This is a genomic window from Erysipelatoclostridium sp. MSK.23.31, from assembly GCF_019125875.1.
In the GTDB taxonomy this organism is placed as follows: domain Bacteria; phylum Bacillota_I; class Bacilli_A; order Erysipelotrichales; family Coprobacillaceae; genus Thomasclavelia; species Thomasclavelia ramosa.
In genome coordinates this window covers 21,310-42,896 of sequence record NZ_JAHOCB010000028.1, presented here as the reverse complement: position 1 = coordinate 42,896, position 21,587 = coordinate 21,310, and the positions used below count along the sequence as shown (strand labels likewise).

The 21,587-nt window shown below is 33.9% G+C and carries 22 protein-coding genes and 1 other annotated feature; of the genes, 6 read left to right on the top strand and 16 right to left on the bottom strand.

The window, feature by feature from the left end; all coding sequences use genetic code 11:
- Positions 1-21 precede the first annotated feature (21 nt).
- The 7 genes from rpoC to rplK form a co-directional block, all read right to left on the bottom strand.
- Positions 22-3,690, bottom strand: coding sequence for a DNA-directed RNA polymerase subunit beta' (gene rpoC, locus KSU54_RS12505; protein WP_003539646.1), 3,669 nt, complete (start codon positions 3,688-3,690; stop codon positions 22-24).
- A gap of 11 nt (positions 3,691-3,701) precedes the next feature.
- Entirely contained in the window at positions 3,702-7,373 is a 3,672-nt protein-coding gene (gene rpoB / locus KSU54_RS12500) for a DNA-directed RNA polymerase subunit beta (RefSeq protein WP_003539644.1), read from the bottom strand.
- 161 nt (positions 7,374-7,534) lie between these two features.
- Complete coding sequence (locus KSU54_RS12495) at positions 7,535-8,128, bottom strand: class I SAM-dependent methyltransferase (protein ID WP_003539643.1); 594 nt, start codon at positions 8,126-8,128, stop codon at positions 7,535-7,537.
- Between the two features lie 54 nt (positions 8,129-8,182).
- On the bottom strand, positions 8,183-8,554 hold the full coding sequence (rplL, locus tag KSU54_RS12490; protein ID WP_003539642.1) for a 50S ribosomal protein L7/L12: 372 nt from the start codon (positions 8,552-8,554) through the stop codon (positions 8,183-8,185).
- Positions 8,555-8,583: 29 nt separating this feature from the next.
- Positions 8,584-9,180, bottom strand: a complete 597-nt coding sequence (gene rplJ, locus KSU54_RS12485) for a 50S ribosomal protein L10 (protein ID WP_009008931.1) — start codon at positions 9,178-9,180, stop codon at positions 8,584-8,586.
- A gap of 37 nt (positions 9,181-9,217) precedes the next feature.
- Positions 9,218-9,342 (bottom strand) — a sequence feature (ribosomal protein L10 leader region).
- Positions 9,343-9,353: 11 nt separating this feature from the next.
- Positions 9,354-10,040, bottom strand: a complete 687-nt coding sequence (rplA, locus tag KSU54_RS12480) for a 50S ribosomal protein L1 (RefSeq protein WP_003539640.1) — start codon at positions 10,038-10,040, stop codon at positions 9,354-9,356.
- A 67-nt stretch (positions 10,041-10,107) separates the two neighbouring features.
- Positions 10,108-10,521, bottom strand: a complete 414-nt coding sequence (rplK, locus tag KSU54_RS12475; RefSeq protein WP_003539639.1) for a 50S ribosomal protein L11 — start codon at positions 10,519-10,521, stop codon at positions 10,108-10,110.
- A gap of 356 nt (positions 10,522-10,877) precedes the next feature.
- Between rplK and KSU54_RS12470 the strand changes: the two genes are divergently transcribed.
- Positions 10,878-11,639 carry an SDR family NAD(P)-dependent oxidoreductase gene (locus tag KSU54_RS12470; protein WP_008792706.1) on the top strand — a complete coding sequence of 254 codons (762 nt, stop codon included), beginning with the start codon at positions 10,878-10,880 and terminating at the stop codon, positions 11,637-11,639.
- A 145-nt stretch (positions 11,640-11,784) separates the two neighbouring features.
- On the opposite strand, the gene KSU54_RS12465 is transcribed toward KSU54_RS12470, so the two are convergent.
- The 3 genes from KSU54_RS12465 to KSU54_RS12455 form a co-directional block, all read right to left on the bottom strand.
- On the bottom strand, positions 11,785-12,168 hold the full coding sequence (locus KSU54_RS12465; protein WP_003539637.1) for a desulfoferrodoxin family protein: 384 nt from the start codon (positions 12,166-12,168) through the stop codon (positions 11,785-11,787).
- Between the two features lie 176 nt (positions 12,169-12,344).
- Positions 12,345-13,088: a triose-phosphate isomerase gene (gene tpiA, locus KSU54_RS12460; RefSeq protein WP_003539636.1), complete on the bottom strand. Its 744-nt coding sequence runs from the start codon at positions 13,086-13,088 to the stop codon at positions 12,345-12,347.
- Positions 13,089-13,103: 15 nt separating this feature from the next.
- Positions 13,104-14,288 carry a phosphoglycerate kinase gene (locus tag KSU54_RS12455; protein ID WP_003539635.1) on the bottom strand — a complete coding sequence of 395 codons (1,185 nt, stop codon included), beginning with the start codon at positions 14,286-14,288 and terminating at the stop codon, positions 13,104-13,106.
- Positions 14,289-14,372: 84 nt separating this feature from the next.
- Between KSU54_RS12455 and KSU54_RS12450 the strand changes: the two genes are divergently transcribed.
- The 3 genes from KSU54_RS12450 (at position 14,373) to KSU54_RS12440 (ending at position 17,479) form a co-directional block, all read left to right on the top strand.
- Complete coding sequence (locus KSU54_RS12450; protein ID WP_003539634.1) at positions 14,373-14,684, top strand: rhodanese-like domain-containing protein; 312 nt, start codon at positions 14,373-14,375, stop codon at positions 14,682-14,684.
- Between the two features lie 106 nt (positions 14,685-14,790).
- Complete coding sequence (locus KSU54_RS12445) at positions 14,791-15,915, top strand: ABC transporter ATP-binding protein (protein ID WP_003539633.1); 1,125 nt, start codon at positions 14,791-14,793, stop codon at positions 15,913-15,915.
- 1 nt (position 15,916) lies between these two features.
- Entirely contained in the window at positions 15,917-17,479 is a 1,563-nt protein-coding gene (locus KSU54_RS12440) for an ABC transporter permease/substrate-binding protein (protein ID WP_009300313.1), read from the top strand.
- A 211-nt stretch (positions 17,480-17,690) separates the two neighbouring features.
- Here KSU54_RS12440 and KSU54_RS19500 read toward each other — a convergent pair whose 3' ends face one another.
- From KSU54_RS19500 to KSU54_RS12410, 6 genes are all read right to left on the bottom strand, one after another.
- Complete coding sequence (locus tag KSU54_RS19500) at positions 17,691-17,957, bottom strand: group II intron maturase-specific domain-containing protein (protein WP_003539624.1); 267 nt, start codon at positions 17,955-17,957, stop codon at positions 17,691-17,693.
- Positions 17,917-18,405 carry a reverse transcriptase domain-containing protein gene (locus tag KSU54_RS19310; protein ID WP_009008928.1) on the bottom strand — a complete coding sequence of 163 codons (489 nt, stop codon included), beginning with the start codon at positions 18,403-18,405 and terminating at the stop codon, positions 17,917-17,919. Before KSU54_RS19310 ends, KSU54_RS19500 begins: the two co-directional genes overlap by 41 nt.
- Positions 18,406-18,432: 27 nt before the next feature.
- A complete protein-coding gene (locus tag KSU54_RS19305; protein WP_003539622.1) occupies positions 18,433-18,714 on the bottom strand; it encodes a reverse transcriptase domain-containing protein in 282 nt (93 codons plus the stop codon).
- On the bottom strand, positions 18,701-18,847 hold the full coding sequence (locus tag KSU54_RS12420; protein ID WP_003539621.1) for a hypothetical protein: 147 nt from the start codon (positions 18,845-18,847) through the stop codon (positions 18,701-18,703). The genes KSU54_RS19305 and KSU54_RS12420 overlap by 14 nt, the downstream gene beginning before the upstream one ends.
- Before the next feature lie 438 nt (positions 18,848-19,285).
- The gene (locus tag KSU54_RS12415; protein WP_003539619.1) at positions 19,286-19,429 is read right to left on the bottom strand and encodes a cyclic lactone autoinducer peptide; all 144 of its coding nucleotides are present in this window, start codon (positions 19,427-19,429) and stop codon (positions 19,286-19,288) included.
- Entirely contained in the window at positions 19,410-19,982 is a 573-nt protein-coding gene (locus KSU54_RS12410; protein WP_040434437.1) for an accessory gene regulator B family protein, read from the bottom strand. Before KSU54_RS12410 ends, KSU54_RS12415 begins: the two co-directional genes overlap by 20 nt.
- A 125-nt stretch (positions 19,983-20,107) precedes the next feature.
- Between KSU54_RS12410 and KSU54_RS12405 the strand changes: the two genes are divergently transcribed.
- Together KSU54_RS12405 and KSU54_RS18930 are read left to right on the top strand one after the other, a co-directional pair.
- Positions 20,108-20,812, top strand: a complete 705-nt coding sequence (locus KSU54_RS12405; protein ID WP_003539617.1) for a LytR/AlgR family response regulator transcription factor — start codon at positions 20,108-20,110, stop codon at positions 20,810-20,812.
- Positions 20,809-21,582 (top strand): hypothetical protein, encoded by a 774-nt coding sequence (locus KSU54_RS18930; protein WP_226814494.1) that lies wholly within the window; start codon positions 20,809-20,811, stop codon positions 21,580-21,582. Before KSU54_RS12405 ends, KSU54_RS18930 begins: the two co-directional genes overlap by 4 nt.
- The last annotated feature ends 5 nt before the right edge of the window (positions 21,583-21,587 follow it).

The window sequence follows — 21,587 nt, the reverse complement described above, 5'->3', positions numbered from 1 at the left end:
AACATAAAAAACAAGCAGGGATTAACCTGCTTGTTCCATCATTTCTATTTCATTGTCATTATCAATTAAATCATCCATATCTTCTTGACTCGCTAACATTGCTTCTTCAGCTTCGCGCGCTAATCTTTCCGGTGATTTAAGAGCTCCACGAAGACCAGTCCCTGCTGGCAATAGCTTACCAATTAATACGTTTTCTTTCAATCCTAATAAATGATCTTTCTTACCTTTGATTGAAGCATCGGTCAAGATCTTAGTAGTTTCTTGGAATGATGCTGCAGATAAGAATGATTCAGTTTCAAGAGATGCTTTTGTAATCCCTAGTAATACTGGACGAGCTACTGCTGGATGCTTACCATCTTTTAAAACTTGTTTATTTAATTCAGTAAAGGCGTTTACATTAATATTTGTACCAGGTAGACAACCTGTTTCCCCACCTTCAACTACTTTCATTTTTCTTAGCATTTGTTTAACGATGATTTCGATATGTTTATCAGAAATTTCGATACCTTGAATTCGATATACCTTTTGAACCTCTTTAATAATATAGTTTTCAACTGCTTCAACATCAGCAACTGATAATAATTCCTTTGGATCAATTGAACCTTTAGTGATTTTAGCTCCAATATTGACATGATCACCAACGTTCACCCGGATTTTAGCACCGTATGGCGCTAAATAACTACGCGTTTCTAAATCATTAGTAATAACGACTTCCATTCTTCCAGCGTTATCAATAATATTAGTAACCTCTCCTTCGATTTCACTAATAATAGATTTTGCTTTTGGATTACGAGCTTCGAATAACTCTTGGATACGAGGTAACCCTTGAGTAATATCGGCACCACCGGCAACCCCACCATCATGGAATGTACGCATTGTTAATTGGGTACCAGGTTCCCCAATTGATTGAGCCGCCATAATACCTACAGCTTCTCCTAATTCAACCACATCCCCTGTAGCTAAGTTACGTCCGTAACATTTACGACATACTCCACCTTTAGCATTACACCCTAAAACAGAACGAATCTCTACAGCAGTGATTCCAGCATTAACAATTTCATCAGCTAATGCTTCAGTAATTAATTCTCCACCAGCAATAATTAATTCTTTAGTTTCTGGATGGAAAATATCTTTTTGTGAATAACGACCAACCAAACGGTCATGTAATGGTACAATGACTGATTTATCATCATTATTGTATAATTCTGTAACTACAAAGCCACGATCAGTTCCACAGTCTTCTTCAGAAATAATTACTTCTTGAGCAACATCAACTAAACGTCTTGTTAAATATCCAGAATCGGCAGTTTTTAAAGCTGTATCGGTAGAACCTTTACGAGCACCATGGGTAGAGATAAAGAATTCTGATGCTGTTAAACCTTCCCTAAATGAAGACTTGATTGGCAACTCAATTGTTTCCCCTTTTGGATTTGACATTAATCCACGCATACCTACTAATTGCGTAAAGTTAGATAATGATCCACGGGCTCCAGAATCAGACATGATGAAGATCGGGTTACGATCATCAGCTTCGAACTCTAAACGTACAACTTCTTGAACTTCGTCTTTAACGTCAGTCCATAATTTAATTACATTTTGATATCTTTCTGATTCAGTTAATTTACCTTTATTATAGAACTTTTTAATTTGCTCTAGTTTTTCATCAGCTTTTTCAAAAATTTCATATTTAGCTTCTGGCACTTGGATATCGTATACAGATACAGTTGTACCAGCAATTGTTGAGTAATAGAAACCTTGGTCTTTTAATTTATCAAGCATTAAACTTGTATCAGACATTGCTGAATGTTTAAACACTTCATCAATGATCTTTCCTAAAGATTTTTTATTTAAAGGTTTAATAATCTTTTGATTTCTAATGTGTTCTTTAATATCTGTTCCCATTGGAACAAAATATTTATCTGGAGTAGCGATTAAGTTTTCACTGCTTGGATCATTAATAAATGGGAATTTACCATCAAAGATGTCATTAAATAAAATTTTCCCAACAGATGTGATTAAATAACAATCATTTTGTGCTTTAGTGAAAGTTTCATTCTTTAATGCTGACGCTTTGATTGCTACACGAGTGTGTAATTCTACTGTTTTAGCAAAATAAGCATGATCAACTTCATTACGATCAGCAAAGACAGTTCCTTCTCCTAAGCCACCTTCATCTTCAAGTGTTAAATAATAATTTCCTAATACCATGTCCTGAGATGGTGTAACGATTGGTTTTCCATCTTTTGGACCTAAGATATTATTTGAACCTAGCATTAATTGACGAGCTTCTTGAATTGCTTCTTCACCTAATGGTACATGGACCGCCATTTGGTCACCATCGAAATCGGCATTGAACGCTGGAGTAACCAGTGGATGTAGACGAATTGCTCGCCCTTCAACTAGTTTTGGTTCGAATGCCTGGATTCCTAATCTATGCAATGTAGGTGCACGGTTAAGTAACACTGGATGTTGTTGAATAACTTCTTCAACAATTGGCCAGATCCGATCATCCATTTTATCAATTAATCTTTCAGCAGCTTTAATATTTGTTGCTAATTGATCCCTAACGAGACCATTAATAACGAATGGTTTGAATAGATTCAATGCCATTTCACGTGGAATCCCGCATTGATACATTTTTAAATCGGGACCAACTGCGATTACAGAACGTCCTGAGTAATCAACACGTTTACCAAGTAAGTTTTGACGGAAACGACCTTGTTTACCTTTTAGAGTATGGCTTAATGACTTTAATGCACGTCCACCAGCACCAGTAATCGGTTTTGAACGACGACCATTATCAATCAAAGCATCAACAGCTTCTTGCAACATTCTCTTTTCGTTTTGCACGATAATAGAAGGTGTTCCAAGTTCTAATAATTTCTTTAAACGATTATTACGAGTAATAACACGACGATATAAATCGTTTAAATCAGAAGTAGCAAAACGCCCCCCATCCAATTGTAACATTGGACGCAAATCAGGTGGTATTACCGGTAAAGCTTCAAGAATCATCCACTCTGGTTCATTTGTTGAAGTTCTAAAAGCCTCAATTGCTTCTAATCGTTTTAATAATTTTGTTCTCTTTTGACCTTGAGCTTCTTTAAGTTCTTTAGTTACTTTTGCAAATTCAGCATCTAGATCAACTTGTTGTAATAATGTTTGAATTGCTTCAGCCCCAATTTGGGCTTCAAAAGTATGACCAAATTGTTCAAAACATTTACGATAGTCTCTTTCAGATAATACTTGCTTGTATTCTAATGGTGTACTTCCTTTATCAATAACAACATAAGAAACAAAGTAAATAATTTCTTCTAATTGTTTTGGTGACATATCTAAGATAAGTCCCATTCTTGATGGAATTCCTTTCAAATACCAAATATGAGCGATTGGTGTTGCTAATTCAATGTGTCCCATTCTTTCGCGACGAACAGCTGATTTAGTTACTTCAACTCCACAACGATCACATACTACACCTTTATAACGTACTTTTTTGTATTTACCGCAACTACATTCCCAGTCCTTTGAAGGACCAAAAATCTTTTCACAAAATAATCCGTCCTTTTCCGGTTTTTGAGAACGATAGTTAATAGTTTCAGGTTTTTTAACCTCACCATAAGACCATTCGCGAATCTTTTCAGGGGAAGCTAAGCCAATTTGAATTGCTGAGAATTTATTTGTATTTGCCATCTTTATTCCTCCTATAATGATTCACTTTCTTCGATTTCTTCTAATTCTTCATCAAAATCTTCGTCGATATCTTCGAAATCTTCCTCTTCTTCAACATCTAAATCATCCTCAAGAATTTCTTCTTCTAATTCATCTTCTGTTTCAGGAGTTTCAATCACTTCATCTTTATCGATACTACGAGGGAAACGATGTTCCTCTTCTTCGATATTACGCATATCTACTTCATTATCATTTTCATCTAATAGACGAATATCTAATGCAAGAGCTTGCAATTCTTTCTTTAACACTCTAAATGATTCAGGTAATCCTGGTTCTGGTAATGGTTGTCCTTTAACAATTGCTTCATAAGTCTTAACACGACCAACAACATCGTCAGATTTTACTGTTAATATTTCACGTAATGTATATGCAGCACCATATGCTTCAAGTGCCCAAACTTCCATTTCCCCAAATCTTTGTCCACCATTTTGTGCTTTACCACCTAATGGTTGTTGCGTAACTAGTGAGTATGGACCAACTGAACGAGCATGTAATTTATCATCAACCATGTGGGCTAATTTAATCATATACATGATTCCAACTGAGATATTATTATCAAAATATTCACCAGTACGACCAGAAATAACAGGTTGTTTACCATCTTTAGACATTCCTGCTTCAGCCATGATATCTTCTAGATCACTTGGATGTAAACCATCGAAGGCTGGTGTTGCAATATATAAACCTAATTGACGAGCAGCATAACCTAAATGTAATTCAAGTACTTGCCCGATATTCATACGAGAAGGTACCCCTAATGGGTTTAACATAATATCCAATGGTGTTCCATCTTCTAAGTGTGGCATATCTTCAATTGGTAAAATTTTAGAGATTACCCCTTTATTACCATGACGTCCTGCCATTTTATCCCCTTCAGAAATTTTTCTCTTTTGAACAATATAAACTTTAACAACTTTATTAACACCTGGTTGTAATTCATCACCATTTTTTCTTTCAAATACTTTAATGTCATGAACGATTCCAGCCCCACCATGAGGAACTCTTAATGAATTATCTTTAACTTCACGAGATTTTTCTCCAAAGATTGCAAGTAATAATTTTTCTTCTGCCGAAAGCTCAGCTTGACCTTTTGGTGTTACTTTACCAACTAGAATGTCACCCTCTTTAACTTCAGCACCAATCATAATGATCCCGTCACTATTTAGGTTTTTACGAGCTTCATCCCCAACGTTAGGAATGTCACGAGTAATTTCTTCAGGCCCTAATTTAGTATCACGACATTCGATTGCATACTCATCAATATGAACAGATGTATAAACATCATCTTTCACTAATCTTTCAGACATAATAACCGCATCTTCATAGTTATATCCATTCCATTCCATGAATCCTACTAATACGTTTTGTCCTAAAGCAAGTTCACCTTGTTCCATAGCCGGACCATCAGCTAAAACTTGACCTTTCAATACTTTTTCCCCAGTCTTAACGATTGGTTTGTGGTTAATACATGTACCGTTGTTTGAAATCTTAAACTTAGATAAACGGTAGCGATGTTCAACCCCTTCATTATCTTCAACAATTACTTTTTTAGCATCAACATATGTTACAATTCCATCTTCACGTGATACTACTGCCGCACCTGAATCACGAGCTGCCTGATGCTCCATCCCAGTTCCAACAAATGGCGTATGTGGATTTAACAATGGTACAGCTTGACGTTGCATGTTGGCACCCATTAAAGCACGAGTAGCATCATCATTTTCAAGGAACGGAATACAAGAAGTAGCAACCGATACAATTTGTTTTGGTGAAATATCGATATAATCTACTTCTTCGCGCTTAGCCATGATATTTTCTCCTAAGTGACGAGCAATAACTTGGGCATCTAGAATCGTACCATCTTTATCAGTTCTAACATTTGCTTGCGCAATAATATAATTTTTTTCTTCATCAGCAGTTAAATAACGAACATCATGTTCATCAATAACACAATTATTTACTTTACGATATGGCGTTTCAATAAACCCATATTGATTAATTTTAGCATAAGAAGCTAATGTTGAAATCAACCCGATGTTTGGACCTTCAGGTGTTTCAATTGGACAAATTCTTCCGTAGTGAGACGCATGTACGTCACGGACTTCATAACCAGCACGATCACGGCTTAGACCACCAGGCCCTAATGCTGATAAACGACGTTTATTAGTAAGTTCGGCAAGGGGATTGATTTGATCCATAAATTGAGACAATTGTGAAGAAGAGAAAAATTCCTTAATTGCCGCAGTTAACGGACGAATATTAGTAAGTGATTGTGGTGTAATTGAATCAACTTCAGACAATGACATTCTTTCTTTTACAACCCGTTCCATTCTTGATAAACCAATTCTAAATTGATTTTGAATTAATTCACCAACAGAACGAACACGACGATTACCTAAATGGTCAATATCATCTAATAATCCAATCCGAGCCATTAAGTTAACACGATCTTCAGCTGTTAAATCTAACGCATCATAGATATCTACTAAGTTAAACATATATGAATAAGCAGCCATCATATCAGAAATAGTAACAAACTTACTATCTAAAGATAAATCAGTACCAATAACTCGCATCTTTTTAGTTTTAGTATCATCTACATAAACATCTAATACTTGGATCACACCGTTTGATTCTAATCTAGGGTTGGTATCAAGTTCACGTGTATGAGCTCCAGCTTCAAAAATTGGTTTAATTGTATCACTAACTTCTTGAGTAACTACAGTACCCTCTGGGTATACTACATTTCCGTCAACATCAACTAAATCTTCTGCTAAAATACGTCCCGCAATACGATCTAAAAGGCTCAATTTTTTTCTGAACTTAAAGCGTCCAGCTTTAGCTAGATCATAACGTTTACAATCAAAGAAACGCGTATATAATAAGTTGTTAGCACCTTCTAATGTTGCTGGTTCACCTGGTCTTAATTTATTATAAATTTCAATTAAAGCTTCTTCAGTATTAGTTGTATTATCTTTAGCTAAAGTGTTGATGATATACTCGTGTTCACCAAAAACATCGATGATTTCATCGTTACTTGAAAGACCTAAAGCTCTTAATAATACAGTTCCCGGCATCTTTCTATTACGATCGATACGCACGTTTAAAACATCCTTAGCATCTGTTTCAAATTCTAGCCAAGTACCTCTTGAAGGGATAATACTCCCATTAAATACTGTTTTACCACTTTTATCTAAGGCATCAGCAAAATATGCCCCTGGAGACCGAACTAATTGTGATACGATAACACGTTCAGCACCGTTAATGATGAAAGTTCCTGAGTCAGTCATCAATGGGAAATCTCCCATAAATACTTCTTGTTCTTTAATTTCACCAGTACCAGAATTAACTAAACGTAAAGATGCTCTAATTGGTGCAGCATAGTTAGCATCACGGTCTTTGCTCTCTTCGACTGAATATTTTGCTTCATCAAATGTACAATCTACGAATTCTAACGACAATGTTTCGTTAAAGTTAGTAATTGGGTAGATATCTTCAAATACTTCCTTAATACCTACTTCTTTAAACCATTTATATGAATTTGTTTGAATTTCTACTAAATTTGGAAGTTCTAAAGATCCACTAATTCTTGAATAATTACGACGAGTAATCTTGCTTTTTGCTTCAGTTATTTTGTTTTCCACGTATTAACTCCACCCCTTTATATTTCTCTATCAACATGTTTTAGAGCGCGCAAAAGCGCTTGATTTTAAACATTAATAGGCATTTTAATACTCTATCACAAGGATATTTTAAAGTCAACAAAAAAATAAAAAAATATCAAAAAAACTATTGACAAGTAAATTTACTTGTTAATAGCTTTTAAAATATAATATCCTTTATCCTTTTTTACGACATTTGCATTACCAAAAACACTTTCTAGATTCTTCTTAGCTGATGGCGCCCCTTGTTTCTTTTGAATCACAACCCAAATTTCTCCATGAAGATTTAAATGTTCTTTAGCTTCAACTAAAATTTTTGTAACAGTTTCTTTTCCAGCCCGAATCGGAGGATTTGTAACAATTACATCATATTTATTAGTAACATTTTCATAAACACTACTTAAATAAACATTAGCTTCTAAATTATTAGCAGCTAGATTCTGTTTTGCTAATAACAAGGCCCGTTCATTCACATCAATCATATCGATTTCCAAAGCCGGGTAAGCACTTTTAAGAGCAACCCCAAAAGTGCCGTAACCGCACCCCACATCCAATAAAGTAGATTTACCCTCATCTAATTCAATTGCATCTAATAAAACTCGTGATCCAAAATCAATCATTTTTTTAGAAAAAACTCCATGATCACTAGTAAATATTAGTTCTTTACCACGATAAGTAAAAATAAATTGTTCTGGTTCACTAATTAAATCTTCATTATTTGTATAGTAATGTTTCATATGTCCTCCAAGATAAAAGAGCCCCGAAGGGCTCTTTATTTAGTCAAATATAAATTATTTAACTTCTACAGAAGCTCCAGCAGCTTCTAATTTTTCTTTAATTTCTGCTCCTTCTGCAGCAGGAATGTTTTCTTTGATTACAGATGGTGCTTTGTCAACTAAACCTTTAGCATCAACTAATCCTAATCCAGTGATTTCTCTTACAGCTTTGATTACAGCAACTTTAGTTCCACCAGCTTCTGTCAATGTAACAGTTACGTTAGCAGGTTCTCCAGCAGCTTCTTCAGCTCCAGCAGCAGCTACAGCTACAGGTGCAGCAGCAGTTACGTCAAATTTTTCTTCAATTGCTTTTACTAAATCATTTAATTCTAAGATTGTAGCTTCTTCTAAGTAAGCTAAGATATCTTCATGTGTTAATTTTGCCATGTTTATTTTCCTCCAATTTATATAGCTGATTATTCAGCTGTTTCTTCTTTTGTTTCTTCAGCTGTTTCTTCAACAACTGGTGTTTCTGGTGCAGCTTCCTCAACTGGTGCTGCTTCTTCTGCTGCGCTACCATCTTCTGGTTTAGCTTCTGCAACAGCTTTTACTACGCGTGCAAACTTGCTAACTGGTGCTTGTAACATTCCAAGTAACATAGAGTACATACCTTCGCGGTTAGGTAATTTAGAAATTTCTTTAACTTCATCCACTGTTAATAATTTACCTTCAACCACTGCCGCTTTAATTACTAAAGCTTCATGATCTTTCGCGAATTTTGCGATTACTCTTGCTGGTGCTACAGCATCGCTATTACCAAGTGCAATTGCGTTTGGTCCTGTTAATTCTGCATTAAGTCCTTCATATTCTGTTGCTACAGTAGCTCTTTGAACTAATGAGTTTTTATAAACTTTTAATTCAACATCTTCTGCACGTAAGTTGTTACGTAATTCTGTCATTTCTGCGACAGATAAACCACGATATTCAACTACAACTGCAGATTGAGCTCCTTTCAATTTAGCAGCGATTTCTTCGACTAATGCGCTTTTTGCTTTAATTGCTTCTGCTGACATTGTCACACCTCCTGTAAATTTTTATATATGCAACAATATACTCAAACTAAAACTCTCGTTTAAACGAGAGTCAAAGTCAATATATAATATATATCTCTTTAACACCTCGGTAACAAATTAAGGTTTCCCAGTTACTGTCTTGGGTATATTGATTGCGCCTTGTTTAGCAGCTACTATTTAGCGGCTGCGATTTTAATGCTAGGTCCCATAGTTGATGAGACAACGATGTTTTTCATATAAACACCTTTTGAAGTAGAAGGTTTGATTTTTACTAATAAATCATAGATTGCTGTAAAGTTTTCTACTAATTTATCATTATCAAATGAAACACGTCCAATTGTCATTTGAACATTTCCTTCTTTATCTGTACGGTAAGTTACCTTACCAGCTTTTGTTTCTTTAACAGCTTTAGCAACATCCATAGTTACTGTTCCTGTTTTAGGGTTAGGCATTAATCCTTTAGGTCCAAGAATACGACCTAACTTACCTAATTCAGCCATCATATCAGGAGTAGCGATCATTACTTCAAAATCTAACCATCCTTTTTTGATGTCTTCTAAAATTTCTTTACCACCAACAACATCAGCTCCAGCATCTTTAGCTTCTTGAGCTTTAGGTCCTTCAGTAACAACTAAAACTTTTTTAGACTTACCAGTACCGTTTGGTAATACTAATGCCCCACGTAATTGTTGATCAGCTTGACGAGGATCTACTCCTAATCTAAATGCAACATCAACTGCGGCATCAAATTTAACTTTACTAGTTTCTTTTACTAATGCAACTGCTTCTTCGATTGAATAAGCTTTACCTTTTTCAATTAATTTAGCAGCTTCTTGATATCTTTTACTTTTCTTTGCCATTATTTTTCCTCCTTAGTGGTCAAACGGATTATCCTTCCACAAATGACGATTAATATTTAATCTTTAATTATGCTTCTACTTTAACACCCATGTTACGAGCAGTACCAGCGATGATTTTCATTGCTGATTCTAAATCGATAGCGTTTAAGTCTGGCATTTTGTATTCAGCGATTTCTTTTAATTTTTCAGCTGATAATGTAGCAACTTCAGTAGTTCCGGCATTGCTTGAACCTTTTTTGATTCCACAAGCCTTTTTAATCATTTCCGCTGCTGGTGCAGTTTTTAGTACAAAACTAAAATCTTTATCTTCATAAATAGTCAAAACTACTGGTACAGTTTCACCCATACGATCTCTTGTTTGATCATTGAAAGCTGTACAGAATTTAGGCATTTGAATTCCTGCTCCTGCTAATGCTGGACCTGGTTTAGCTCCTCCAGCTGGGAATTGAATCTTCATGACTCTTGCGACTTTTTTACTCACGTGACATACCTCCTATATAAAATTTGTCCGTGCTGTGGTCAAATGGACATTGTCCTTCCACGCATAGTAACACATATTGCGTCAACTAAGGATTATACATTATTATTCGATAAATGCAATACTTTTTTATTTTTTTCTCTAAATTATTTTTATTTATGGTCAAATATCTTAGATCAGCTAATAATAAAACCTGCTTTATTTCCTTTACTATAAGATTTATACTAAAACATTTATCTTATTCATCTAATAAAATAAATGTTTTCGGGAATATTATTATTGCATATTATTGGACAACATTAATAAATACGTCTAATATATCAAATAAGTTAGCTATAACTAACCAAAGGAGAGATAATATGAAAACATTACAAAATAAAGTCGCTATTATTACTGGTGGCGGTCGTGGTATTGGTTTTGGGTTAGCAAAAGCCTTTGCTAAAGCCGGGGCTAACCTAGTTATTACCGGGAGAAACAGAAATACTTTACACAATGCTAAAGAGAAATTAGAATCTCAATACCAAATCAATGTACTATGCATTCCTGCTGATGGAGCTAATGAAGATGATGTTAATAATGTCATTAACAAAACCATCAAATATTATGGAAAAATTAATATCGTTGTAAATAACGCACAGGCATCTAAATCTGGCGTTATGTTAAAAGACCATACTAAAGAAGACTTTGATTTAGCAATTAATTCCGGTCTATACGCAACCTTCTTTTATATGCGAGCTGCTTACCCATATTTAAAAGAAAGTCATGGTAGTGTTATCAACTTTGCCTCAGGGGCTGGACTATTTGGCAAACTCGGACAATCTTCTTATGCCGCTGCCAAAGAAGGGATTCGAGGGTTAAGCCGTGTTGCAGCAGCTGAATGGGGTCCTGATAACATTAATGTAAATGTAATTTGCCCCTTAGCAATGACTGAAGGTCTTACTAAATGGAAGGAAGAGTACCCTGACTTATATGAAAAAACTATTCAAGGTATTCCAATGCAACGCTTTGCTGATCCTGAAAATGACATTGGAAGTGCAGCAGTCTTTTTTGCTAGCGAAGCCGGTCACTACATTACCGGAGAAACTATGACGATTCAAGGTGGTAGTGGTCTTCGACCTTAGTCGTAATTTTAAACTAAAAAGAGTGATTCACTTGATACTACTCCTAAAACTGGAACCCCCAGACTAACAGTAAAGATAATATCAGCAGAACACTCTTTCTTTTTATTATATACGGACAAAAATAAAAACCCCACAATGGAGGTTTCTATAGTTCGATTTCTGTTTTCCATAATCCATGAAGATTGCAATATTCATAGACTGTAGCTTTACCACTTTTACCAGCAATATTAAACTTAGCAATTGGTTCGTCATCAGAAGTTAGTGTGACCTTCTTATTGCTACCATCAGCAAATTCAATCCAAATATTACTAATTAAATGTTCTGGTGTCATTGGATGTAAAACATCCCCTACAACAGCAGTTAAGCAATCACCTTCTACTTTTAAAACTGGAACATGTTTTTCAAGTGCCGCATCAACCGCACCTGCTTCAACCTCTTCCATTTTCTTACCACAGCACATTAATGGTACTCCATGATCCTCAACCATTTCCACAACATTTCCACAAATTGGACATTTTAATAATTTCATCTTCAAACCTCCTTTTTAATTTATCTATCCCTTGCAACTACACTATAGCATAGTTTAACAATAATAGTTACTAATATGCTTTATTAATTTAATTAATAAAACTCCTTCTTTATTATACCCTATTTAAATAAAAATATACATATTAAAAGAGACTTCTTTATGAAGTCTCTCAATTATTATCCTAAGTTTTCAATCATTGCAATGTAAGAATCAGCTTGTAAAGAAGCTCCACCTACTAAAGCACCATCGATATCTGGTTGTTCTAATAAAGTTTTTAATCCTTCTGGTTTAACTGATCCACCATATTGAATTCTAACTTGATCAGCAACTTCTTGACCGTAAAGTTCAGCAACAACACTACGAATATATCCACAAACATCTTGTGCAATTTCATTAGTAGCAGTTTTTCCAGTTCCAATTGCCCATACTGGTTCATAAGCAATCACAGTACGTCCTGCGCATTTAGGGCAAACATCTTTGAAGGCAGCAACTGTTTGAGTTTTAACAACATCTTTAGTAGTTCCAGCTTCGTACTCTTCTAATGTTTCACCAACACAAACGATTGGAGTCATATCATTTTTTAATACTTGTAACATTTTAGCATTAACTGTTTCATCAGTTTCACCAAAATATTGTCTTCTTTCAGAATGTCCTAGGATTACCCATTCAACTCCAATTTCTTTTAACATTTCAACACTAACTTCACCAGTATAAGCTCCGCTATCTTTGAAATGACAGTTTTCAGCAGCAACTAATAATTTTTTAGTTCCTTCTTTTGCAGCTTGTAAAGCTAAGTATGGCGTAGCAATACCCCAATCAGCACTGTCTGATACTTTAGCATCTACAGCTTCAACAAACGCTTTTGTTTCAGCGATTGTTTTATTCATTTTCCAGTTTCCTACGATAATTGGTTTTCTCATTATAATTTCCCCTTATTATTTATCATCGATTGCAGCAATACCAGGAAGAACTTTACCTTCCATATATTCTAATGAAGCTCCACCACCAGTTGAAATGTGAGAAACTTTATCAGCATATCCTAATTGCATAACAGCAGCAGCACTGTCTCCACCACCGATAATAGTATTAGCACCATCTAAGTTAGCTAAAGCTTCGCATACAGCAATTGTTCCTTTAGCAAATGGTTCCATTTCGAACACACCCATTGGGCCATTCCATACTACAGTTTTAGCACCTTGTAATGCTTCCTTGAATAATTCAACAGATTTAGGTCCGATGTCTAATCCCATGTATCCATCAGGTACATCTTCACCACATTCTTTGATATCACCATCTACAGCAAATTTATCAGAACAAATTGAATCGATTGGTAAGATTAATTTATCTCCGGCTTTAGCAATTAATTCTTTAGCGATTTCAATTCTGTCATCTTCAACTAAAGAGTTACCAATGTTATGACCCATAGCTTTAGCGAAAGTATAGCACATACCTCCACCAACGATAACTTTATCAGCAACTTTTAATAAGTTTTCGATAACTAAGATTTTATCAGAAACTTTAGCTCCACCTAAAATTGCGACCATTGGTCTTTCAGGATCATTTACAGCTTTTCCAATATAAGCGATTTCTTTTTCAACTAAGAATCCAGCTGCACTTGGTAAGTGAGCAGGGATACCAGCAGTTGAAGCATGTGCTCTATGTACAGAACCAAATGCATCTTCAACAAATACATCACCTAAAGAAGCCCAATATTTACCTAATTCAGGATCATTTTTAGATTCACCAGCTTCATAACGAGTATTTTGTACTAAGATTACTGCTCCATCAGCAGCATTTTTGATTGCATCTTCTAATACCGGTCCTCTTGTTGCATTAACAAAAGTAACAGGTTTTCCTAAATGTTTTTCTAAACAAGGAGCTACAACAGCTAAATCATTTTTAGCTTTGTCTTCTTCTGTTTTTACTTTTCCTAAGTGTGAGAATAAAACTACACATTTTGGAGCTTGTTCTAATAGATAATTGATTGTAGGTAAAGCAGCTACCACACGATTATCATTTGTAATTTCTCCAGTTTCTTTGTTTCTTGGTACGTTGAAGTCAACACGGCATAAAACTACTTTTCCAGCGACTTCGATATCTTTGATTGTTTTTTTATCCATCTTTAATATTCCTCCATGGCTGAATTATATCACTGTTATTCATTGTTTTCAATTAATTTCATACAATATAATGAGGTGAAATATATGGAAAACAGCCAATTAATCAGTGTCGACAAATTACCCGAATTACTAAAACATGATTATACATTTATCGATTTAAGAGATCCTTTACAATTTAATAAAATTCATTTGCGCAAGTTCATCAATATCCCTTACGATACTTTTATCGCCACTCCACCACAATTCCCCAAAGATAAACCTATTTATTTAATCTGTTACAGCGGCAAAAGATCCCTTGATCTAGCTCAAAAATTAACGCGCTGTGGTTATCACGCATACAGCTTCAACGGCGGTTTTTATGCTGTTGAACACCCCATCAATAAACAATTTTATTGATGAAATCATGCTAATTTATTATCACAACAATAGAAGTAAATTACCATATTCACATAAAGTACACATTTTCTGTGATATAATAGGTACTTAAGAAGGGAATGATTAAATGATTGAATTTAAAAACATCTATAAGTCTTTTAAGGACAAACATGTACTAGAAGACGTTTCGTTTTCAATTGATAAGGGAGAATTCGTTTGTATCATCGGTCCTAGTGGCTGTGGTAAAACTACCGCTTTAAAAATGATCAACCGCTTGATCAAGCCTACTCGTGGGGCTATCTATGTTGACGGTAAAGACATCAGCAAAGAAGACGAAATTGATTTAAGACGAAATATTGGTTATGTAATTCAACAGACAGGATTATTTCCCCATATGACTGTCAAAGAAAACATCGAATTAATACCAAAATTAAAAAACAAGAAGGATCCCAGCCTTGCCACCAAGGTTGTTGAACTATTGGATATGGTAGGACTCGATCCAGAAGGGTATATGAACTTATACCCTACTCAAATGAGTGGCGGTCAACAGCAAAGGGTCGGAGTTGCCCGAGCGTTCGCCAGTGATCCAGAGATCATCTTAATGGATGAGCCATTTAGTGCTCTTGATCCAATCACCAGAGAACAACTCCAAGATGAGTTGCTAACGTTACAAAACAAGCTACATAAAACCATTATTTTTGTAACTCATGATATGGCTGAAGCAATCAAGATGGCTGATCGAATTTGTATTATGTCTGATGGCCGTGTCCAACAATTTGATACGCCTGAACAAATTTTAAAGCATCCTGCTAATGATTTTGTTCATAACTTCGTTGGAAAAAAACGAATATGGGATTCGCCAGAATTAATCAAGGTAGCTGATATCATGATTGATAAGCCAATTACTTGTAATGTCAATTTAAAATGTATCAAAGCTGTAAACATTATGTATAATTATAAAGTTGATAGTTTGATGATCGTTGATAATCATCAAAACTTTTTAGGAATTCTTGATGCTAATCAAGCAGCTAGAGAAAAGAATCGTGATAAAAAGGTCGATGAGGTAATGCATACCGAATGTTTATCAGTTAAACCCGATGAATCTATCGTTGATGTCATCAATCTAGCTAACAGCAGTAATATTTACACTTTGCCAGTAGTTGATGATAAAAACAAATTAGTTGGATTAATTACTAAGAGTACATTAGTAACCACTTTATCAAAGAAATATGATGAAAGTGAGGATGATTAAAATGAATGAATTTATTAATTACTTTAGTCAAAACTTTTCAACTATCTTCGGACTCTTTATCGATCATATTCAACTAACGATTCTTGCTATTATTATTTCAATTTTAATTGGAGTTCCACTAGGAATCATTATTACTTATTTTAAACCATCAAAAAAACCAGTCATGGCAATTGCAAATATTATTCAAGCAATTCCATCAATGGCCTTGTTAGGATTCATGATTCCTTTATTAGGAATAGGAACAAAACCAGCGATTGTAATGGTTATCTTGTATTCGTTATTACCAATTATAAAAAATACCGTAGCTGGATTGGATAGCATTAATAGCGATACCCTTGAAGCAGCTAAAGGAATCGGATTAACACCAATGCAAGTTCTTTATAAAGTTCAAATTCCTTTAGCAGCACCTGTTATCATGGCCGGAGTTAGAATCTCAGCAGTCAGTTCAGTCGGGTTAATGACTCTAGCAGCTTTTATTGGTGCCGGAGGATTAGGGTATTTAGTCTATGCGGGAATCCGAACAGTAAATAATGCACAGATTCTAGCCGGAGCTATTCCTGCCTGTATCTTAGCATTATTGATTGATTATATTTTTTCAATTTTAGAAGTCTTAGTTACCCCTAAATGCAATCAACTAGCCAGTCCACAAAGCAAAGGAAAAAAACTTATTGATAAGATCGTTATTATCGCTACTTGTATCTGTCTAGCTGGAAGTTTTGTTTATACTAATTTAGGCAAAACTAGCGATAAAATCACAATCAATATTGGTAGTATGGACTTTTCTGAACAAGAAATATTGAACTATATGTTAAAGTATTTGATTGAAAAAAATACCGATGTAGAAGTAAACCAGTCATTATCACTTGGCTCTTCGTCAATCGTCTTAGATGCGATGAAAACTGGTGATGTCGATATGTATGTCGATTATACAGGAACTATTTACGGTAGTGTTCTCGGCCTTGAGCCTAACAGTGACGTAGAAGCTGTCTACAACACAGTCAAAGACGAAATGAAAAAACAATATAATTTTACCGTTTTAGAACCACTAGGATTTAACAACACTTATACCTTAGCAATGAGCAAGCAAACTGCTGATAAATATAACATCGAAACAATTAGTGATCTATGTAAAGTTTCTAATCAATTAATCTTTTCACCAACATTAACATTTGTTGAAAGAAAAGACTGCTTAGTCGGTTTACAAGAAACATATCCACTTCAGTTTAAAGAAGTTATCCCAATTGACGGTTCACCTCGATATACAGCATTAGTTAATAATGAATGTGATCTAGTTGATGCTTTTTCTACTGATGGACTATTAAAGAAATTTGACTTAAAGGTGTTAACTGATGACAAAAACTTCTTCTTACCATACAATGCTATTCCGATCATTAATCAAAGAATCAAAGATGAATGTCCAGAAATCATTGAATTAGTTAATCAATTACAAAATTATCTAAACGAAGAAGTAATGGTAGACCTAAATTATAAAGTAGATGAAGAAAAACAAAAAACAAAAGATGTTGCTTATAACTTTTTATTAGAAAACAATTTAATAAAATAATCGAGTAGGAGAAAATAAATAATTTTATATTTATTTTCGACCTCTCACACCACCGTACGTGCCGTACGACGGTTTAAATCTATATTGAAATATGTTTTAACTGATACTGGACTACCATTGATGGTAGCCCTTTTTTATATAGTAAATTGTTTGTTATTTTTGTTTGTAGAAATGTGCTTGCACATCTTGCATATGACTCACGACAGTTTGCCTAAGTCTTTGCTTGCCATGGTAATACTCCTAATTTTATTAGTTGCTTTTCCCTGCTTTTGTTCGTCTTCCACTTCTTCCAAAGGCACATTCTTATTCGAAATTTTATTTGTTTATCTAGTTTTCTACATACACCCATAAAATTTTCTATCCGATAGTAATTAATCCATCCAACTATCAGTTGTCTTATCTTAAGTATTCTATATTCCCAAGATACTGACCAACTTCTATTTGTTAGTTTCTTCAATTTTGTTTGCAGTTTTCTCATGTGGTTTTGCTTTCCACATAGATGAAAAAGAGTCATAGTAGAAACCAAATCCTAAATATTTAATATCATTAGGTTTCAAAATTTTGCTTTTAGTCATGTTTACCTTAAATCTACGTTTCTTTTCTATGAATTTACTAATGTTTTCCATTACTCTATCGGCGGCTTTACTGCTACCCACTAATATAATACAATCGTCTGCATAACGTGTGAATCTTAGCCCTCGTGCTTCCATTTCTTTATCTAGTTCATTGAGAACTATGTTACTGAGTAGGGGACTTAGATTTCCCCCTTGTGGTGTTCCTACGACTGACTCTCTATATTCATTATCAATCATAATTCCACTCACTAGGAATTTTCTAATTAGAGATACTATCTCCTCACTTTTTACACCCTTCATGACAAGTGAGATGAGTTTATCGTGATTAACTGTATCAAAGAACTTTTCCAAGTCTATATCTACTACCTACTGAAAGCCTTAATTCATATATTCTAACGCTTTGATAATTGCCATTTCGCAACACCTATTTGGTCTAAAGCCAAAACTATTGTCACTAAATATTGATTCGTAGATAGGTATTAATACTTGGGCTATGGCTTGTTGAACAAATCTATCAAGTACTGTTGGTACTCCTAAATTTTGTACTCCGCCATCAGGTTTAGGTATTTCTACTCTTCGTACAAGTTCTGGCTTATATGTCTTGTTACGTATACTGTCCTTAATTTCTTCTAGATAACCTTTAAGTTCATCTACTCCCATCTGCTCCACTTGCACTTTTGTTTCGTTTTACTTGTGTAAATGCTAGTCCTAGATTAGTATCACTAAGCATCTGTTCAAGCAATGCATTATCAGTTTTCATATTTCCGTTACCTCCATTTCTTTCGCTATCCATTATACTCACTTCCCCTGTATTCTTCTTTCGGGCCTTCGCTCCATGACCATTACAGCCACTTCTTTGCTACTACGACCTCTGCTGACTTCCCATGATTCATTATTACTAGGATTTCTCCATCATGAGACCTCCCAGGATAATGTCATATCTCTTTCCTTCCATATATCTGCCACATTTACATATAATAGTTTCATTCCACAACCTCTTATGACTTCATGTTGCTTTGCACACTCGTCCCCATTATATGCCTGATGTGATTCATGTTCCTCGGACCAAGATTTTGCCTCCATCTTCTTTCAGATTCCACCTCACGATAGACACCCTTGATATTGGCTAGTGGTTGGCACCCCCATAGTGGACTTTCACCACCTAGATATATGCCATGCCCGGCATACAAAAAAGGATTGAGATACGCAATTTATCTCAATCCTTTTCTTATTAATATCTGTCGTATTTCTTTAATGCCTCAGGTTCTTGTTCTTGATAAATATGTCTTTGTGAATATACACTTACCGCTTGAACAGCAACTAAAAATAAACCTGAACTTAAAACTTTTAATACTTTACTTTTTAGATTTTTCATAATCAATCTTCCCTCCCAACATTAGTAGATTAATCACAATAAATATATAAACCATTATGTCTAAATATCCATTATGAATATGGAATAATGCCGCTATTATTGTTAGATAAATTATTAAGACTATTTTTGAATAACGTATGAATACATCTTTCTTCTTTTTACTCGCAACTTTATTCACGTTATCTACTGGACCTAAAGCTAAAATATTAATTGAACCAATCAAACACACTATTAATATTGTCATTAATGTAAAATGATAATAATTTAAAAATATAACACCCGCCAAGAAAAAACCAGCATATGTACAAATACAAGCGGCATAACTTTTACAATGATACCCGCCTAAAATTGATCTTGTGCTTGATAAAACAATTTCATAAACAACTGCTTCAATAAAATGATTAGTCATTAAACCCAAAAATAAAAGCAGCAACGTCCCAATCACTTCAGAAATAATCAGCTTAGCTCCATGAAGGTATATTTCTTTATCCTCATCTAAATAATTACCTTTGTCTAAATAATTCACTAACTTATTTGATAAACTATCAATCATAACCACATCTCCTTTCATCACAATATCATAACACCAAATTAATACAATATATATGTCGTAAAGTACTATTTTATTTCGCGAATCGTCAAGTTTCGTATATAATAGTCACTAAAGGAGAAATAACTATGTATAAGTTTGCAATTATTGATGATAATCATTTTGACCAAAAATTAATCCTATCGACATTAGAAAAGGAATGTCAGCTTCATAATATTGAATATAAACTTGATGTTTATAATAATTCATTGAATTTTGATTTGAGTATTTTTTATGACGCTATCTTCTTAGATATCGAAATGCCTAAAGAAGATGGTTTTTCATTTGCCGAACGTCTTAATAATTATTATGAAACAAAAATTATAGTTGTTACTAATAATAATGATTATCGCGCAAACGCATACAATATTCATCCATTTCAGTTTATTAATAAACAAAATATTAAAATAGAAATAATCAATGTCTGTAATCAGTTATTTAAATCATTGAAAAAGAATGATAAATTTATTACTGGTTATATTTACGATCGGAAGAAAAATATTCGCATCAAAGATATTTATTACATCATTGTAGAAGATCACTTATGTTATATCTTTTTATATGAAAACAAAAAATCTATTTGTATTCGTGACACTATAGGAAACATTGAAAAATCCCACCTTTCTAATGGATTAGTACGCATTAATCGTTCTACTATAATAAATATGTTACATATAAAAGATATTAAAAAGAATAAAATTTGTTTAAAAAATAATATCGAACTAATCATATCCTTAGGATATAATAAACATTTCGAAAAACACTATCAAAGCTATATTTGGGGGTTACTATGAGCTATTTTGATTTAATTATAAATATTACTGAAGCTTTTATTTGCACATTATTTGTATACAAATTATTTAACAGGAAATTTTCCACCTATTTGATTGCCTCTCTCTTTTATTCGGGAGTCATAACAGCATGTAATTTTACATCATCACCCGAAATAATAATGATTGTTCTTTCAATTCTAATTCTCTTTTCCTATTCACACTTTCTAAATAAAGCGAATTATTTACAAAATATCTTTATCGCTTTGTTCATTAATACTCTTGTTAATGTAGCAACTACTTTATCAATTTGTTTCTCTACTTTACTAGCCAAATTTCCAATCGATTCAGTTGACGGTTATCATTTAATGGCTATGATTTCAAAACCAATCTTACTTGTTCTCGTACTTGCAACAGCCAGTCATATTAAAAAGTATTATTTTTTAGAAAGTCAAGTACTTAAATATATTACAATTTCAATTGTTTTATTAAACTTTATTTACAGCGTTACTGTTGATTACATATTTTATGGGGATAATCTTAATTCCACTCTAACATTGCTATTATTGCTTATTGATGCCCTAACAATCTGTCTTTGTTTTGTATTCTTTGAGGCCCAGCGCGAACAATATCGTATTCTCGAATTACAACGAAAAAGTATGAAAATTGAAAACTTAGAAACTATTCAAAGTATCAATGAAAATAATTATCAACAACTAAGAAATTGGAAACATGATATTATCCATGTCTTTAATGCCATAAAATATCAACTAACTAATAAAAATTATAATTAAGCTTT

Bases quoted from the DNA above. Each gene is read 5' to 3' on its own strand.
- KSU54_RS12440 (WP_009300313.1), top strand. From the start codon at position 15,917: ATGAATGAATTTATTAATTACTTTAGTCAAAACTTTTCAACTATCTTC.
- KSU54_RS12415 (WP_003539619.1), bottom strand. From the start codon at position 19,429: ATGAAAAATCTAAAAAGTAAAGTATTAAAAGTTTTAAGTTCAGGTTTA.
- KSU54_RS12420 (WP_003539621.1), bottom strand. From the start codon at position 18,847: ATGGATAGCGAAAGAAATGGAGGTAACGGAAATATGAAAACTGATAAT.
- KSU54_RS19305 (WP_003539622.1), bottom strand. From the start codon at position 18,714: ATGGGAGTAGATGAACTTAAAGGTTATCTAGAAGAAATTAAGGACAGT.
- rpoC (WP_003539646.1), bottom strand. From the start codon at position 3,690: ATGGCAAATACAAATAAATTCTCAGCAATTCAAATTGGCTTAGCTTCC.
- rplJ (WP_009008931.1), bottom strand. From the start codon at position 9,180: ATGTCAGCAGAAGCAATTAAAGCAAAAAGCGCATTAGTCGAAGAAATC.
- KSU54_RS12495 (WP_003539643.1), bottom strand. From the start codon at position 8,128: ATGAAACATTACTATACAAATAATGAAGATTTAATTAGTGAACCAGAA.
- KSU54_RS19500 (WP_003539624.1), bottom strand. From the start codon at position 17,957: ATGAGAAAACTGCAAACAAAATTGAAGAAACTAACAAATAGAAGTTGG.
- KSU54_RS12455 (WP_003539635.1), bottom strand. From the start codon at position 14,288: ATGGATAAAAAAACAATCAAAGATATCGAAGTCGCTGGAAAAGTAGTT.
- rplA (WP_003539640.1), bottom strand. From the start codon at position 10,040: ATGGCAAAGAAAAGTAAAAGATATCAAGAAGCTGCTAAATTAATTGAA.
- KSU54_RS12410 (WP_040434437.1), bottom strand. From the start codon at position 19,982: ATGATTGATAGTTTATCAAATAAGTTAGTGAATTATTTAGACAAAGGT.
- KSU54_RS12450 (WP_003539634.1), top strand. From the start codon at position 14,373: ATGGAAAACAGCCAATTAATCAGTGTCGACAAATTACCCGAATTACTA.
- KSU54_RS12445 (WP_003539633.1), top strand. From the start codon at position 14,791: ATGATTGAATTTAAAAACATCTATAAGTCTTTTAAGGACAAACATGTA.
- rplL (WP_003539642.1), bottom strand. From the start codon at position 8,554: ATGGCAAAATTAACACATGAAGATATCTTAGCTTACTTAGAAGAAGCT.
- KSU54_RS12470 (WP_008792706.1), top strand. From the start codon at position 10,878: ATGAAAACATTACAAAATAAAGTCGCTATTATTACTGGTGGCGGTCGT.
- KSU54_RS12405 (WP_003539617.1), top strand. From the start codon at position 20,108: ATGTATAAGTTTGCAATTATTGATGATAATCATTTTGACCAAAAATTA.
- KSU54_RS12465 (WP_003539637.1), bottom strand. From the start codon at position 12,168: ATGAAATTATTAAAATGTCCAATTTGTGGAAATGTTGTGGAAATGGTT.
- tpiA (WP_003539636.1), bottom strand. From the start codon at position 13,088: ATGAGAAAACCAATTATCGTAGGAAACTGGAAAATGAATAAAACAATC.
- KSU54_RS18930 (WP_226814494.1), top strand. From the start codon at position 20,809: ATGAGCTATTTTGATTTAATTATAAATATTACTGAAGCTTTTATTTGC.